Source organism: Microbacterium sp. ET2 (assembly GCF_030347395.1).
Lineage (GTDB): Bacteria > Actinomycetota > Actinomycetes > Actinomycetales > Microbacteriaceae > Microbacterium > Microbacterium albipurpureum.
In genome coordinates this window covers 163,950-178,175 of sequence record NZ_CP128170.1, presented here as the reverse complement: position 1 = coordinate 178,175, position 14,226 = coordinate 163,950, and the positions used below count along the sequence as shown (strand labels likewise).

The following is a 14,226-nucleotide window of genomic DNA, read 5'->3' as shown; positions in this document are numbered from 1 at the left end:
CACCTCCGCGCCACACACCTCAGGATGCCCGCATGACGCTCATCGACTCAGATCCCGACACCGGCCTCGCCCCGCTGCGGTTCGCCGTCACCACCAATCCGGCGGCGAAGACGCCGGCGGAGCGTGACGCGATCCTGGCCAATCCCGGGTTCGGCACCCACTTCACCGATCACATGGTCGACATCTGCTGGTCGGTGGGAGGCGGGTGGCACCGTCCCCGCGTGCAGCCGTACGGTCCGATCGCCATGGATCCTGCCGCCGCCGTCCTCCACTACGGCCAGGAGATCTTCGAGGGGATCAAGGCGTACCGCCACGCCGACGGCTCGATCCACACCTTCCGCCCCGATCAGAACGGCCGACGCCTGCAGCGCTCGGCGCGCCGGCTCGCCCTCCCGGAACTCCCGGTGAGCTACTTCATCCAGTCGCTGCGTGAGCTCATCGCTGTGGACGGCGCGTGGGTGCCCGGCGGCGCGGACCAGAGTCTGTATCTCCGGCCGTTCATGTTCGCCAAGGAGGCCTTCCTCGGAGTGCGCCCCGCCCACAAGGTGAACTACTACGTCATCGCGAGCCCGGCAGGCGCCTACTTCAAGGGGGGCGTGCAGCCCGTGTCGATCTGGTTGAGCGAGGACTACTCGCGCGCCGGCAAGGGCGGCACCGGAGCGGCCAAGACCGGCGGCAACTACGCCGCGAGCCTGCTGCCGCAGTCCGAGGCCTACGAGAACGAATGCGACCAGGTGGTGTTCCTCGACGAGCACCGCAACGTCGAAGAACTCGGCGGGATGAACATCATCTTCGTCTTCAAGGACGGGCGGATCGTCACCCCGCAGTCGGAGTCGATCCTCGAGGGGATCACGCGCGACTCGATCCTGCAGCTCGCCATCGACCGCGGCCACCACGTCGAGGGTCGCGCCGTCTCGATCGACGAATGGCGCGAGGGCGTCGCCTCCGGCGAGATCGTCGAGGTCTTCGCCTGCGGCACCGCGGCCGTGGTGACCCCGATCGGGGTGCTGAAGGGCAAGGGGTTCCTCGACGAGCAGCCGATGGGCGAACTGGCCCTGTCCCTTCGCCAGGAACTCACCGACATCCAATACGGTCGGCGCGAAGACCGCCACGGCTGGCTGCTGCGGCTCGACGGCTGACCCTCCGGCAGCGGGTGCGATCGCTAGGCTGAGCGGGTGAGAGTCGCCCGCTTCAGCCACAACGACACGATCAGCTACGGAATCGTCGACGACGGCGAACTCGTCGTCCTCGCCGGCGACCCGATGTTCGCCGGCTTCGACACGACCGGGGAGCGGGTGCCGCTCGGCGCGGTGACGCTGCTGGCGCCGGTCATTCCTCGCTCGAAGATCGTCTGCGTCGGTCGCAACTATCAGGACCACGCGGCCGAGCTCGGAAACGACGTGCCGGCCGAGCCACTGCTGTTCTTCAAGCCCAACACCGCCGTCATCGGCCCCGGCGACGTAATCGTGCTGCCGCCGCAGTCGGAGCGGGTGGACTTCGAAGGCGAGCTCGCGGCGGTGATCGGCCGGGTGACGAAGAACGTCCCCGCCGAGCGCGCTCTGGATCATGTGTTCGGCTACACGATCGGCAACGATGTCACGGCTCGCGACCTGCAGAAAAGCGACGGACAGTGGTCGCGTGCGAAGGGCTTCGACACGTTCTGTCCGCTCGGACCGGCGATCGAGACCGAGTTCGACCCGACCGCGCCGGCGCGTCTGACGACGCGGCGCAACGGCGAGACCGTGCAGAGCGCGCCCCTCACCGACATGATCTTCTCCGTCGCCGACATCATCGCCTACGCCTCGGCGGCGTTCACCCTCCTCCCCGGCGATGTCGTGCTCACCGGAACCCCGGCGGGGGTGGGACCGATCGCAGCCGGCGACACGGTCGACGTAGAGATCGAAGGGCTCGGGACCCTCCGCAACACCGCGCGCGCCGCCGGCGAGGGGTGATGACCGGGACTCCGGATGCCGGGGGCTCACCGAGCTCGCGACCGGCGACCGGGTTCGACGACGACCTGGCCGCTGCGGCGGTCATTCAGCGCCGGACCGTGCGGGTGCTCTCAGCGGGACAGATCCTCGGCGGCATCGCCTTCGGCGCGACGATCTCGCTCGGTGCCATCCTCGCCGGCGAGGTCTCGGAAAAGGAGTCGCTGTCGGGCCTGGCCGCCGCGGCCGTCACGCTCGGCACGGCCTTCACCGCCGTTCCGCTCGCCGCGCTTGCCCGGCGACGCGGCCGACGGCTGTCGCTGGCCGCCGGAATGGCGATCGCGCTCGTCGGTGTCGCCGGCGTGATCACCGCCGTGGCAGCGGCGTCGTTCCCGCTCCTGCTCGTGGCCTTCCTTCTGGTCGGCGCGGGCCAGGCGGCGAACCTGCAGTCCCGCTTCGCCGCGGCCGACCTCGCCACCGATGCCACTCGAGGCCGGGACCTGTCCATCGTCGTCTGGGCGACCACGATCGGCGCGGTCCTCGGCCCGAATCTCACCGGCCCCGGCGAGGCCGTCGGCGACCTCCTCGGCCTTCCCGCCCTCACCGGTCCCTACGTCTTCACTGTTCTGGGGCAGGCGCTCGCGATCGCCCTCTACCTCTCCGCGCTCCGACCCGATCCGCTGCTCACGGCGCAGCAGCTGGTGCTCAGCAGGGATGCAGCGGGCGGGTCGCCCATCGCGCCCCGCATCGACCATCCCCGGCCGGCTCGCTACGCCATCTTCGCCATCGCCGCGGCGCACGGGGTGATGGTGTCCGTCATGGCGATGACGCCGGTCCACCTGCTGCACCAGGGTGCGACACTGACGGTCATCGGCTTCACCATCAGCCTCCACATCGCCGGCATGTACGCCGTCGCCCCCGTGTTCGGCCTGCTCGCCGACCGTATCGGGCGCGTGCAGACCATCCTCGTCGGGCAGGCGATCCTCGCCGCGGCGCTCGTGACGGCCTCCTTCGGGCAGGACTCGACCCTCTGGGTGACGGTCGGTCTCATCCTCCTCGGCCTCGGATGGAGCGCGTCGACGGTCGCGGGGTCGGCGCTGCTCACCGAGGCCTCGTCGGAGGCTCACCGCACGAAGCGCCAGGGCACGAGCGACTTCCTCATGAGCCTCGTGGGGGCGGCCGGAGCGATCCTCGCGGGCGTGGTGCTCGGGTGGATCGGCTACGGCGGGCTCGCGGTCGCGGTGTCGATCGCCGTGGTCGCGACCTCGGCGCTCGCCCCTCTGGCGCTACGCGGACGGGCTCGGGCGGACGCCTAAACTGGCACGGATGCCTGCTACGCCCGATCCCCGCACCACGACCGCCACCGGTTCCGACGTCCGCGTCCGATTCTGCCCCTCGCCGACAGGTCTGCCGCACGTCGGACTCGTGCGAACCGCCCTGTTCAACTGGGCCTACGCACGACACCACGGCGGCACCATGGTGTTCCGCATCGAGGACACCGACGCGGCGCGCGACAGCGAAGAGAGCTACCTGCAGCTCCTCGACGCGCTCCAGTGGCTGCGGATCGACTGGGACGAAGGCGTCGAGGTGGGCGGTCCTCACGCGCCCTACCGTCAGTCGCAGCGGCACGAGATCTACCGCGGCGTCCTGGAGGAGCTCATCGCCTCCGGCGCGGTGTACGAGAGCTTCTCCACCGCCGAGGAGATCGACGCACGCAACGAGGCGGCAGGCCGCGCGAGGCAGCTCGGCTACGACAACTTCGACCGCGACCTCACCGAGGAGCAGAAGGCCGCCTACCGCGCCGAAGGCCGTGAGCCGGCGTGGCGCCTGCGAGTACCGGACGAGGACCTCACCTACGTCGATCTCATCCGAGGCGAGGTGACCTTCCCCGCGGGATCGTTCCCGGACTTCGTCATCGTGCGGGCCGGCGGTGTTCCGCTCTACACCTTCGTCAACCCGGTCGACGACGCGCTCATGGGAATCACCCATGTGCTCCGTGGCGAAGACCTCATGCCCTCCACTGCGCGTCAGCTCGCGCTGTACCGCGCGCTCATCGATGCGGGTGTGACCACCTGCATCCCGCGCTTCGGCCACATGCCGCTCGTGCTGGGCGACGGGAACAAGAAGCTCTCCAAGCGCGACCCTCGCGCCGACCTGTTCCTTCAGCGCGAGAAGGGCTTCATCCCCGAGGGGCTCTTGAACTACCTCGCTCTCCTCGGGTGGTCGATCGCTCCCGACCGCGACGTCTTCAGCCTGGACGAGCTGGTCGCGGCCTTCGACATCGCCGACGTCAATCCGAACCCCGCTCGATTCGATCAGAAGAAGGCGGAGTCGATCAACGGTGATCACATCAGGATGCTGGAGCCCGGCGATTTCGCGGCACGCATCGTCCCGTACCTCGCCACGGCCGGCGTCATCACCGACCCGCCGTCGAACGACCAGGCGGCACTGCTTCGGGAGGCCGCTCCTCTCGTGCAGGAGCGGATGCAGCTGCTCGGCGATGTCTCGGGCATGCTCGGGTTCCTCTTCGTGGCCGACCCGGAGTACGACGACGATGCGCTGGCCGGTCTGCCGGCGAATGCCTCCGAGGTGCTCGTCGCCAGCGTCGGAGCTCTCGAGCTCGTGCCGGCGGGGGAGTGGACGGCCGCGGCCGTGCAGGAAGCCCTTGCGCGCGTCCTCGTCGAAGACCTCGGCCTGAAGCCGCGCGTGGCGTACGGTCCGCCCCGCGTCGCGATCACAGGTCGACGTGTCTCCCCGCCGCTGTTCGAGTCGATGGAGCTCCTCGGAAAGGACGAATCGTTGCGGCGGCTGGGTCGGCTGGTCGCGCACCTCGGGTGAAGCGCTGCGGCATCCGCTCTCGGTTTGGCGAGCAGTCCGAGGTCCACTAGACTCGACCCTCGGCACGGCTTCGGCTGAGGCCAGTGGGGTATGGTGTAATTGGCAACACGGCTGATTCTGGTTCAGTTGTTCTTGGTTCGAGTCCAGGTACCCCAGCACAACGAAAACCCCCGATTCCTCGGGGGTTTCGTCGTTTCGCCGTGAACGAGGATCAGACGTCGATCGAGTCCCCGGGGTCGAGATCGAGGAATTCGCCGCCGTTCTGCTCGGTCGCCCAGCGCAGCCGCCCGCGGTGCATATCGCGGCCGAGGACCGACAGGGTCATGTCATGCGTGCCGAACGCCTTCCGCGGCTTCACCGCGAGCACGAAGTCGATCGCCTCGCCGATCTTCAGCCAGGGGGCGCCCAGCGGGGCGGCCAGCAACTGCACGTCGACCCCACCCGGGACGGTGTAGGAGTCGCCCGGGTAATAGAAGACGTCGTTGACGAGGATTCCGACGTTGTCGACGACCGGGAGGGATGAGTGGATCACCGCGTGCTGGCCACCGAAGAACCGCAGGCGGAACGGTCCGAGCTCCAGAGTGTCACCGGGGTTCACCACGATCACATCGAAGCCCGCGGCGGCCGCGGCGACGCCCGCCGGACCGTAGATGGGGGTTCCCGGCGACATCTTCAGGATGCGGTCGAGATGATCAGCGGTCCAATGGTCGGGGTGCTCGTGCGTCAGCACGATCGCGGCCACGTCGCTGAGGTCGTAAAGGGGGTCGGTGAAAGCGCCTGGATCGATCACCAGCGTCGAGCCGGAGTCTTCGATGGTGAGCGCCGCGTGTTCGTGCTTGGTGACTCGCATGCCCTGAGTCAACCTGTGCGGGGCGGCATCGGCAAGCGGCCTTCGCCGGCGCTGACCCGATTTGTTCGCGGCGGCAGGGCCATGGCATAATCGAACGGTTGCCTGACGGCCCCATCGTATAGCGGCCTAGTACGCCGCCCTCTCACGGCGGTAACGCGGGTTCGAATCCCGCTGGGGTCACCAACAGTTCGAAAGCCTCCGGTTCGCCCGGGGGCTTTCGTGCGTTCCGGCCGGGACGTCAGTCGTCGCGGTCGCCGGGCCCGTCGTCGGCCTGTTCGCGGTCTCGTTCTGCTTCCTTCTCGGCCTCCTTGCGTGCCTTCTCGGCCTCCTTCTCGGCCTCTCGCTGGGCCTTCTCGGCCTCGCGCTGCGCCTCCTCGGCCTCGGGCTGGGCCTCGTCGTCGGCCGGCGGGGCAGGATCGGCGGGCTGTTCGACGGCCGGATCCACCCCGGGGTCGGAGGTGGTCGTCGCAGGCACGGGGCCCTCGCTCGGGTCATTCGTCGCGGGCACCGTCGCCACCGGTCCCGGCTGCGCGGTGCCGGCGCTGACGGCGGCCCACGTGCCCAGTCCCAGGACCAGGGCCGCACCGGTCGCCACGGCCCCCCAGACGACCGGGGCGCGGCGACGTCGGGTCGGGGAGGTCGCCCCGATCGGATCGGAAGGGGCGAGGACGGCCGTCGGCTCCTCACCGCGCGCGGGTGCCGCCGGAAGCACGGCGGTCGACATCTCCACGGGCGTGACGCCGGTGAGGTCCGCCGACGACACGGCGACCTCCAGTGCGGTGGGCCTGCGGGCCGGATCGAGATCGGTCATGCGCTCCAGGAGCGCCCGCCATCCCTGCCCCACGTCGGCAGGGATCACCGGCGGTGCGGCCAGTCGGGCGAGTGCCGCCTCGGCGGCGGACGCGGCCGGGAACGCCCGCGTGCCGGTCAGGGCTTCGAGCAGCACCAGCCCCAGCGCGTAGATGTCGGCTGGTGGTGCAGGGGCGGCACCCCGCACCTGCTCGGGGGCGAGGTAGGAGGCGGTGCCGATCACGGTGCCGGGTGTGGTGATCCGCGCGCTGTCGAGCAGGTAGGCGATGCCGAAGTCCGCGAGCTTGGCGCGGAACAGGCGATGCGGCAGGGGAGACGGCGTGACGAGGATGTTCGCGGGCTTGAGGTCGCGGTGGACGACGCCGGCTCCGTGGACGACGTGCAGGGCCTCGGCGAGTTCGGCGGCGAGCGCTGCGACTTCGTTCGGGGGGAGCGGCCCGGCGGTCAGCGCCCGGGCGAGAGTCTGCCCCTCGACGAATTCCATGACCAGGTACTCGGGCTTGCCCGGTTCGAGGCTCGCGTCCAGCAGCATCACCAGTGCCGGATGGCTCAGCGCTGCGAGAGCCGCGACTTCGGCCCGGGCCCTCTCGGGTGAAGCCGATCCCTCCACGCCCGGGCGCAGGACTTTGACGGCTACGGTGCGTCCGAGGAGCACGTCCTCCGCGCGGTACACCCGCGCCATCCCGCCCTCGCCGATGAGGTCTCCCAACCGATAGCGGCCGTCGAGGAGCGGCTCGGGTGTGGGCGGGATGGGGGACACGGCGGTTCCTTCGTGGGGGTCTGCCGACGGTGGTCTTCACGACCCTACTCGGGCGTCGTCGTGAGGCTCTGGCACTGATGCGAGCCGGAATGTGGGATTAACGCAGAGTTCTGTTGTTTTGTGTTGATACGTGTTGTATTCTGTGGGAAACCTTGAGGAAGAGGACGGATGTACGCGACGGAGCGACACGACGCGATCGAACGGCGGCTGCTGAGCGCGGGTCGCGTGTCGGTGGTCGACCTCGCACGCGACTTCGGCGTGACCACCGAAACCGTGCGACGCGACCTCGATGCCCTGGAGCGCGCCGGCGCGCTGCGGCGAGTCCACGGCGGCGCGGTCGCCGCCTCGCGCGGGGGAACGAGCGAGACGGCGGTATCCGTCCGCGGTGCGGTGCACGGCGAGGAGAAGACGCGGATCGCGGTGCGGGCGGCAGAGGCACTGGCGGGTCTCGGTGGGTCGATCTTCATCGACGCGGGGACGACGACCGCCGCGTTCGCGCGGGAGTTCGCGCTGCGCACGCCCGCTGACGGCAACGCGCGGCTCGAACTGGTCACCCATGCCGTGCCCATCGCGTTCGAGCTCGGTGCCCGCGCCGATCTGCCCCTGACTCTCATCGGCGGGAGGGTCCGCGGGTTGACGGCGGCCGCTGTCGGCTCCGCCGCGGTCGAGGCCGTCTCCCAGCTGCGTCCGGATGTCGCGGTCATCGGAACGAACGGGATCTCCGCCGCGTTCGGACTCAGCACGCCCGACCCGGAAGAAGCGGCGGTCAAGCGGGCCATCGTCGCGGCGGCGCGTCGGATCATCGTCCTCGCTGACGCGAGCAAGGTCGACGAGGAGTATCTGGTGCGATTCGCCGGGCTCGACGACGTGGACGTCCTGGTCACCGACGCCCCACCGTCGGGAGAACTCGCCGATGCCCTGCGCAGCGCCGACGTGGAGATGTGGACCGCATGATCGTCACCCTCACCGTCCACCCGTCGCTGGATCGCACCGTGGCGCTGACCACGGGTCTGCGCCCTGGGGAGGTGCAGCAGGCCGTCGCCGTCCGCGAGGACGCGGGCGGCAAAGGCGTCAACGTGGCCCGCGCGGTCGTTGCCGCAGGGATCCCGGCCCTAGCGGTGGTGCCCCTCGACCCGCACGACCCCTACGCCGAACTGCTCCGCCAGACCGGCGTGCCCACCCGCACGACCGCCGTCAGCGGACGCGTCCGTGCCAACATCGCCCTGACCGATCCGGCCGGCATGACGACCAAGATCAATCTGCCCGGTGCACGCCTCACGATCGCCGACCGCCGCGCCCTCATCGCCGACACCGTCGCAGCCAGCCGCGGGGCCCGATGGCTCGTGCTGGCGGGTTCGGTGCCGCCGGGTGTGGGCGACGACTTCTACGCAGATGTCATCGACGCCGTCAGGGACGCACCCGGCGCGCCGCTGATCGCCGTGGATACGTCCGGCGGCGCCCTCGTCGCCGTCGTCGAGCGTGGTCGCCCCGATCTGATCAAGCCGAACGACGAGGAGCTCGCCGAGCTCGTCGGTGGGCGCACCGCGCTGGACGCCGACGACCCGGTGGCGGAGGTGGTGCGTCTGGGCGCCGATCTCGTTCCCGCCGCCGTCGGCGCGGCCCTGGTCACCCTGGGCTCCCGGGGAGCGGTCCTCGTCACCGCAGAGGGGGCGTGGCACGCCGCCCCTCCGCCCACCCGCGCCGTGAGCACCGTGGGCGCGGGGGACAGCTCGCTGGCCGGTTACCTGCTCGCCGCCGTCACCGGCGCAGGTCCCGCCGACCGCCTCGAGCACGCCGTACGGTACGGCGCCGCCGCGGTGTCCCTCCCCGGCACCCAGGTCCCCACCCCCGCCGATCTTCCCGCCGGGGAGGTCCGAGTCACCGCGCTCGTCGCCGAGCGTCATAACCCCGCGGGCGTCGCCCCGTGAGCAGACCAGAGGAGGTCTCGAAGATGTCTTCACCGACGTCGCACACCATCACCCCCGGCCTTGTGAGTCTTGATGTCGGGCTCGGGTCGGACAAGGCTGCGGTCATCCGCGCCCTCGCCGAGCGTGTCGTCGCGCAGGGCCGCGCCACCGACGCGGAGGCGCTGTTCTCCGATGCGTGGGCTCGCGAGCAGAAGGACGAGACGGGACTCCCCGGCGGAATCGCCATCCCGCACGCCAAGAGCGCGGCGGTGACCCGTCCGTCCCTGGCCTTCGCGCGGCTGGCGCCCGGCGTGGACTTCGGTGCGGATGACGGACCTGCCGACCTGGTGTTCCTCATCGCCGCACCCGCCGATGCCGCCGAGGACCACCTCGCCGTGCTGTCGAAGCTCGCCCGCAGTCTCATGGACGACGACTTCACCGCGGGGCTCCGCGCGGCCGGCAGCGACGACGAGGTCGTGACGATCGTCCGCGAGGCGATCGGGGAGTCGGGGCCGGACCCGATCGTCACACCGCCCGCATCCGCACCGCCGGGAGCGGCGGGCCGGCCCCGTCCGAGGATCGTCGCCGTGACCGCCTGCGCGACCGGGATCGCCCACACCTTCATGGCCGCTGACGCACTGGCGGCAGCAGGGCAGAAGGCCGACGTGGACCTGATCGTCGAGCCACAGGGTTCGAGCGGCTATCAAGCTCTGCCGCCCGAGGCCATCCGCGACGCCGACGCGGTCATCTTCGCCGTCGACGTCGACGTCCGCGAGGCGCAGCGCTTCGCAGGCAAGCCCGTCGTGCGCACGAGCGTCAAGCGCGGTATCGAGCAGCCCGACAAGCTCATCTCCGAAGCGGTCGCCGCGGCTTCCGATCCCCGCGCCGAGCGAGTGGCCGGATCGGCCGGCGCGGCGGCGTCGGGTCCGACCGGCGCTCAGGAATCCGTCGGAGCCCGCATCAAGCGCTGGCTCCTCACCGGTGTGAGCTACATGATCCCGTTCGTGGCGGGCGGCGGTCTGCTCATCGCGCTCGGATTCCTCCTCGGCGGCTACCAGGTGACCGACGACGCGGCGACCGTGATCGTCGAGAACTCGCTGTGGGACCTGCCTGCCGGCGGTCTCGGACAGTACCTGGGCTCTGTCGCCTTCATGATCGGCGCGACGTCCATGGGATTCCTCGTCCCGGTCCTCGCCGGCTTCATCGCCTTCGCCATCGCCGATCGACCGGGCATCGCGCCGGGATTCGTGGCCGGTGCGGTGGCGGTGCTCATGAGCGCCGGGTTCATCGGCGGTCTCATCGGCGGGCTGCTGGCGGGATTCATCGCGTTGTGGCTCGGTCGCCTCCCCGCACCGCGGTGGCTGCGCGGTCTGATGCCGGTGGTGATCATCCCGCTCGTGGGTTCGGTGGTCGCCTCCGGGCTGATGATCCTCTTCCTCGGTCGCCCGATCGCGCAGCTCATGACGTGGCTCACCGACTGGCTGAACAGTCTCAGCGGTGCGTCTGCGGTCATCCTCGGGGTGATCCTCGGGCTGATGATGTGCTTCGATCTCGGCGGCCCGGTCAACAAGGTCGCCTACACGTTCGCCACGACGGGCCTCGCGGCCGCGACGGCGTCGCAGCCCTTCTCGTCGCCCTACCTCATCATGGCGGCGGTGATGGCCGCAGGCATGGTCCCGCCGCTGGCGATGGCCCTCGCATCGACGGTGCTGGCCCGCAACCTCTTCACCCCCGTCGAGCGCGAGAACGGCAAGGCGGCGTGGCTGCTGGGCGCGGCCTTCATCTCCGAGGGCGCGATCCCCTTCGCCGCAGCAGACCTCTTCCGTGTGATCCCGGCGTCGATGCTCGGCGGAGCGGTGACCGGCGGGCTGAGCATGGCGATCGGCGTCTCGTCCCTCGCACCCCACGGCGGCATCTTCGTCTTCTTCGCCATCCAGCCGATCTGGGGCTTCGTGCTCTCGGTCCTCGCGGGTGTGATCGTCTCCGCATTCGCCGTCATCGCCCTGAAGAAGTGGGTGCACAAGCGCGAAGCGCCCGCCGTCGTCCCGGCGAGCTCGGCGGTTCCCGTCGCTGCCTGATCCGTTCGCGCCCGCTGCCGACGGGCGGCACACGAGAAGCCCTGGTGACCCCCATCACCAGGGCTTCCGGCGTGCGCGCGACTCAGGCGTCGGGAGCTGCTTGCTCGCCGGTCGACCGGTCGCCCGCCGCGCGCTCGCGTCGCGCCCGACGGAGCCGGATCACGCCCCACACGATCAGCCCCACGACGCCGAGGACGACGAGCCAGGGGATGAGGAATCCGAAAGCGATGACGATGCCGTTGAGTGTGGCGATGAGGCCGTTCCATCCGGCGAGAAGACCGTCGGTGAAACCGGCGGGGTCGGCCGTGACCTGCTCCACACGCGGTGACAGCGACACCGACACCGTCGACAGCTCCACCTGGCCCTCGAGCGACTCCAGCTGCTGCTGGTAGGACTCCAGGGTCGCCTGGCGTTCAGCGAGCGCGCTCTCCGCGGCGATGAGGTCGCCGAGGTCGCCCGCCTGCGCCAGGAGCTCTTCCAGCCGATCGACGGATGCCTGCGTCGCTTCGACGCGGGCGCGGAGGTCGACGGTCTGTTCCGTGACATCCTGGCGATCGATCGAGGACTGCGTGATCTCGCCGATCCCCGCCAGCCCCGAGACGAAACCCGACAGTTCTTGCGCCGGGATGCGCACGGTCACCCACCCGGACTCGCCTGCGTAGGGTGACGGATACGACACGTCCGGTCCGCCGGTACCCGGCTCGATCGGGATCGGCGTGCCGCTCTGACCGATCGACTGCGACTGCACGTATCCGCCGATCGCCGTGGCCGCGTCGCCGACCTCTCCTGCGGCGGCCGGTACGTCGTCGACGACGATGCTCGCCGACGCCGTCGTGATGATGTCCCGACCCGCCGGCGCCTCCACCGCGGATGCGCCGCCCTCGGCGGTTCCGAGGTCGTCGGCAGCGCCGCTCTCGGCAGAGGTGGCGCGCTGGTCGAGCGGCAGCGTGACGGCGTCACCGCCGGCGGGCGTGACGGCGGACTCGTTCGACGACATGGGGGAGACGATCCCCCCGACGGCGGGGGCGATGGCGGCCGCCACGACGATCACCGCTGCCGCAGCACCGGCGCTGATCCAGCCGGTGCGCCGGCGGCGCCGACGCGTGCGGCGGTCGGCCTCGATGCCGGCGAACAGGCCCGTCTCGATGCGGTCGATCCGTTCGTCGCTGAGGTCGGGAAGCGGTGCGCGCTCGGTGGTGTTCATGTGCTCTCCTTCAGGGCGGACCGCACTCGTGTGCGGATGCGGGAGAGACGGTTGCGGACGACGCCGTGGGATACGCCGAGCCGGTCTGCGGCAGCCTGGTACCCGTATCCTTCCGCGGCGCAGAGCCGGAAGATCTCGCGGTCGAGCTCACCGAGCGCTTCGACCTCCGCGAGGATCCGCTCGACCAGATCGGCATCGAGGACCTGTTGTTCGACGTCGATGGTCGAGGGGAGCGTCTCGTCGAGGTCGCCGTGCACCTCGTGCGTGCGGTCCCGGCGCTGCCGCCGCATCCGGTTCGCCGCCTGCAGTCGGCAGACGGTGACCAGCCACGGAAGCAGAGAGTCGCCCACGAGGTCGAGCGACGGCAGTTTCCGCCATGCGACGAGGAAGGTCTCCTGGGTGACGTCCTCGGCGTCCGAGACGTCGTGGAGCAGCCCGTGAGCGATCCAGTACACCGGCTGCACGTACGCGCGGTAGAGCGACCGGAAGGCGAGTTCGCTCCCGCCCGCGGCCCGCGCGACGAGCGCCGCATCCGTCTGCTCGGTCACCGTTCCCCATCCCGCCGCTGCGCGGCATCCGCATTGTCTCTCACCCGATAAGTGTCGTGCCGGTCCCGATCGTCTCACCGCCGGGTTCGGGACGTTCGTCGGGCTCTGGGACCCCGGCCCGGCGAGTATCGTGGGGGCCCATGACCTATGAGATTCCGACGTGGTTCGCGATCACCGCGCTGGTGGTGCTGTCGCTGATTCTCCTCGCGGATCTGCTCATCATCCTCAAGCGCCCTCACATCCCCTCGATGAAGGAGGCGACGCTCTGGGTGGTGTTCTACGTCACCCTCGCGCTGGTCTTCGCCGTCGTGCTGCTGCTGGTCACCGGCTCGGGCGATGCGATGGGGGAGTTCGTCGCCGGATGGCTGACGGAGTACAGCCTCTCCGTCGACAATCTGTTCGTCTTCGTCCTGCTGATGAGTCAGTTCTCGGTGCCGCGCCGATATCAGCAGGAGGTGCTGATGGTGGGCATCATCATCGCGCTGATCCTGCGAGCCATCTTCATCATGCTCGGCGCCGTGCTGATCGAGAACCTCAGCTGGATCTTCTACGTCTTCGGTCTGTTCCTGGTGTACACCGCGTGGCGGCAGGCCTTCCCGGGCAAGCACGATGACGATGCGCAGGCCGAAACGGGCATCGTGCGATTCCTCCGTCGCTTCATCGACATCAGTGACGGCTACGACGGCTCGAAGCTGCGCACCGTCATCGACGGCAGGAAGATCTTCACGCCGATGATCCTCGTCTTCGTCGCGATCGGCTTCACCGACCTCGTGTTCGCGATCGACTCGATCCCGGCGATCTTCGGCATCACGCAGAGCCCGTTCATCGTGTTCACCGCGAACCTGTTCGCCCTGATGGGGCTGCGCCAGCTCTATTTCCTGCTCGGTGGTCTGCTGGACCGCTTGAAGTACCTGCACTACGGCATCGCCTTCATCCTCGCCTTCATCGGCGTGAAGCTGTTCCTCCACGCCCTGCATGAGAACGAGCTGCCCTTCATCAACGGCGGCGAGCACGTCGAGTGGGCACCGGACATCTCGACGTGGGTGTCGCTGGGCGTGATCATCGCGGCGATGACGGTCGCAACCGTCGCCAGTCTGATCGCCGCCCGACGCGAGGGCGAACCGGTCACCACGGCGGATGCTGCGGACCGGCCGGGCGCCGACCTCCCCGACGGCTCGGGACGCACCCCGGCCGAAGCCGCCGCCGCGGCGGTGGCCGAGGAGAAAGGCCCCCACGCCGGTGCGGAGGGGTCAGCGACCGGGGATGACGGACGGTAATCGCGTGCACGGCACCCGGTGGTACT

General features: G+C 69.9%; 12 protein-coding genes and 2 tRNA genes. 10 read left to right on the top strand and 4 right to left on the bottom strand.

Annotated elements, in window-relative coordinates; genetic code table 11:
- The first annotated feature begins 32 nt into the window (after positions 1-32).
- The 5 genes from QSU92_RS00855 to QSU92_RS00835 all read left to right on the top strand — a co-directional run bounded on the left by QSU92_RS00855 (position 33) and on the right by QSU92_RS00835 (position 4,922).
- Positions 33-1,139, top strand: a complete 1,107-nt coding sequence (locus QSU92_RS00855; RefSeq protein ID WP_289264232.1) for a branched-chain amino acid aminotransferase — start codon at positions 33-35, stop codon at positions 1,137-1,139.
- 36 nt (positions 1,140-1,175) lie between these two features.
- Positions 1,176-1,952 carry a fumarylacetoacetate hydrolase family protein gene (locus QSU92_RS00850; RefSeq protein WP_289264230.1) on the top strand — a complete coding sequence of 259 codons (777 nt, stop codon included), beginning with the start codon at positions 1,176-1,178 and terminating at the stop codon, positions 1,950-1,952.
- The gene (locus QSU92_RS00845; RefSeq protein ID WP_289264228.1) at positions 1,952-3,244 is read left to right on the top strand and encodes an MFS transporter; all 1,293 of its coding nucleotides are present in this window, start codon (positions 1,952-1,954) and stop codon (positions 3,242-3,244) included. The genes QSU92_RS00850 and QSU92_RS00845 overlap by 1 nt, the downstream gene beginning before the upstream one ends.
- A 10-nt stretch (positions 3,245-3,254) precedes the next feature.
- Entirely contained in the window at positions 3,255-4,766 is a 1,512-nt protein-coding gene (gene gltX / locus QSU92_RS00840) for a glutamate--tRNA ligase (RefSeq protein WP_289264226.1), read from the top strand.
- An 84-nt stretch (positions 4,767-4,850) separates the two neighbouring features.
- Positions 4,851-4,922 (top strand) — tRNA-Gln (locus QSU92_RS00835).
- A gap of 55 nt (positions 4,923-4,977) precedes the next feature.
- Here QSU92_RS00835 and QSU92_RS00830 read toward each other — a convergent pair.
- Positions 4,978-5,616 (bottom strand): MBL fold metallo-hydrolase, encoded by a 639-nt coding sequence (locus tag QSU92_RS00830; RefSeq protein WP_289264224.1) that lies wholly within the window; start codon positions 5,614-5,616, stop codon positions 4,978-4,980.
- A gap of 107 nt (positions 5,617-5,723) precedes the next feature.
- Here QSU92_RS00830 and QSU92_RS00825 point away from each other — a divergent pair.
- Positions 5,724-5,799: transfer RNA gene (locus QSU92_RS00825), tRNA-Glu, on the top strand.
- 55 nt (positions 5,800-5,854) lie between these two features.
- Here the strand turns inward: QSU92_RS00825 and QSU92_RS00820 are convergent.
- Positions 5,855-7,186 (bottom strand): serine/threonine protein kinase, encoded by a 1,332-nt coding sequence (locus QSU92_RS00820; protein ID WP_289264222.1) that lies wholly within the window; start codon positions 7,184-7,186, stop codon positions 5,855-5,857.
- A 168-nt stretch (positions 7,187-7,354) separates the two neighbouring features.
- On the opposite strand from QSU92_RS00820, the gene QSU92_RS00815 reads away from it, so the two are divergent.
- From QSU92_RS00815 to QSU92_RS00805, 3 genes are read left to right on the top strand one after another with little or no spacing between them, the layout of a single operon-like run.
- On the top strand, positions 7,355-8,140 hold the full coding sequence (locus QSU92_RS00815; protein ID WP_289264220.1) for a DeoR/GlpR family DNA-binding transcription regulator: 786 nt from the start codon (positions 7,355-7,357) through the stop codon (positions 8,138-8,140).
- On the top strand, positions 8,137-9,114 hold the full coding sequence (locus QSU92_RS00810) for a 1-phosphofructokinase family hexose kinase (RefSeq protein ID WP_289264218.1): 978 nt from the start codon (positions 8,137-8,139) through the stop codon (positions 9,112-9,114). Before QSU92_RS00815 ends, QSU92_RS00810 begins: the two co-directional genes overlap by 4 nt.
- Positions 9,115-9,137: 23 nt before the next feature.
- Entirely contained in the window at positions 9,138-11,171 is a 2,034-nt protein-coding gene (locus QSU92_RS00805) for a PTS fructose transporter subunit IIABC (RefSeq protein WP_289264216.1), read from the top strand.
- A gap of 82 nt (positions 11,172-11,253) precedes the next feature.
- Here the strand turns inward: QSU92_RS00805 and QSU92_RS00800 are convergent, their stop codons facing one another.
- Positions 11,254-12,375 carry a DUF4349 domain-containing protein gene (locus QSU92_RS00800; protein WP_289264214.1) on the bottom strand — a complete coding sequence of 374 codons (1,122 nt, stop codon included), beginning with the start codon at positions 12,373-12,375 and terminating at the stop codon, positions 11,254-11,256.
- A complete protein-coding gene (locus QSU92_RS00795) occupies positions 12,372-12,923 on the bottom strand; it encodes an RNA polymerase sigma factor (RefSeq protein WP_289264212.1) in 552 nt (183 codons plus the stop codon). Before QSU92_RS00795 ends, QSU92_RS00800 begins: the two co-directional genes overlap by 4 nt.
- Before the next feature lie 140 nt (positions 12,924-13,063).
- Here QSU92_RS00795 and QSU92_RS00790 point away from each other — a divergent pair, with 140 nt between their 5' ends.
- Positions 13,064-14,200 (top strand): TerC/Alx family metal homeostasis membrane protein, encoded by a 1,137-nt coding sequence (locus tag QSU92_RS00790; RefSeq protein ID WP_289264210.1) that lies wholly within the window; start codon positions 13,064-13,066, stop codon positions 14,198-14,200.
- Positions 14,201-14,226 lie beyond the last annotated feature (26 nt).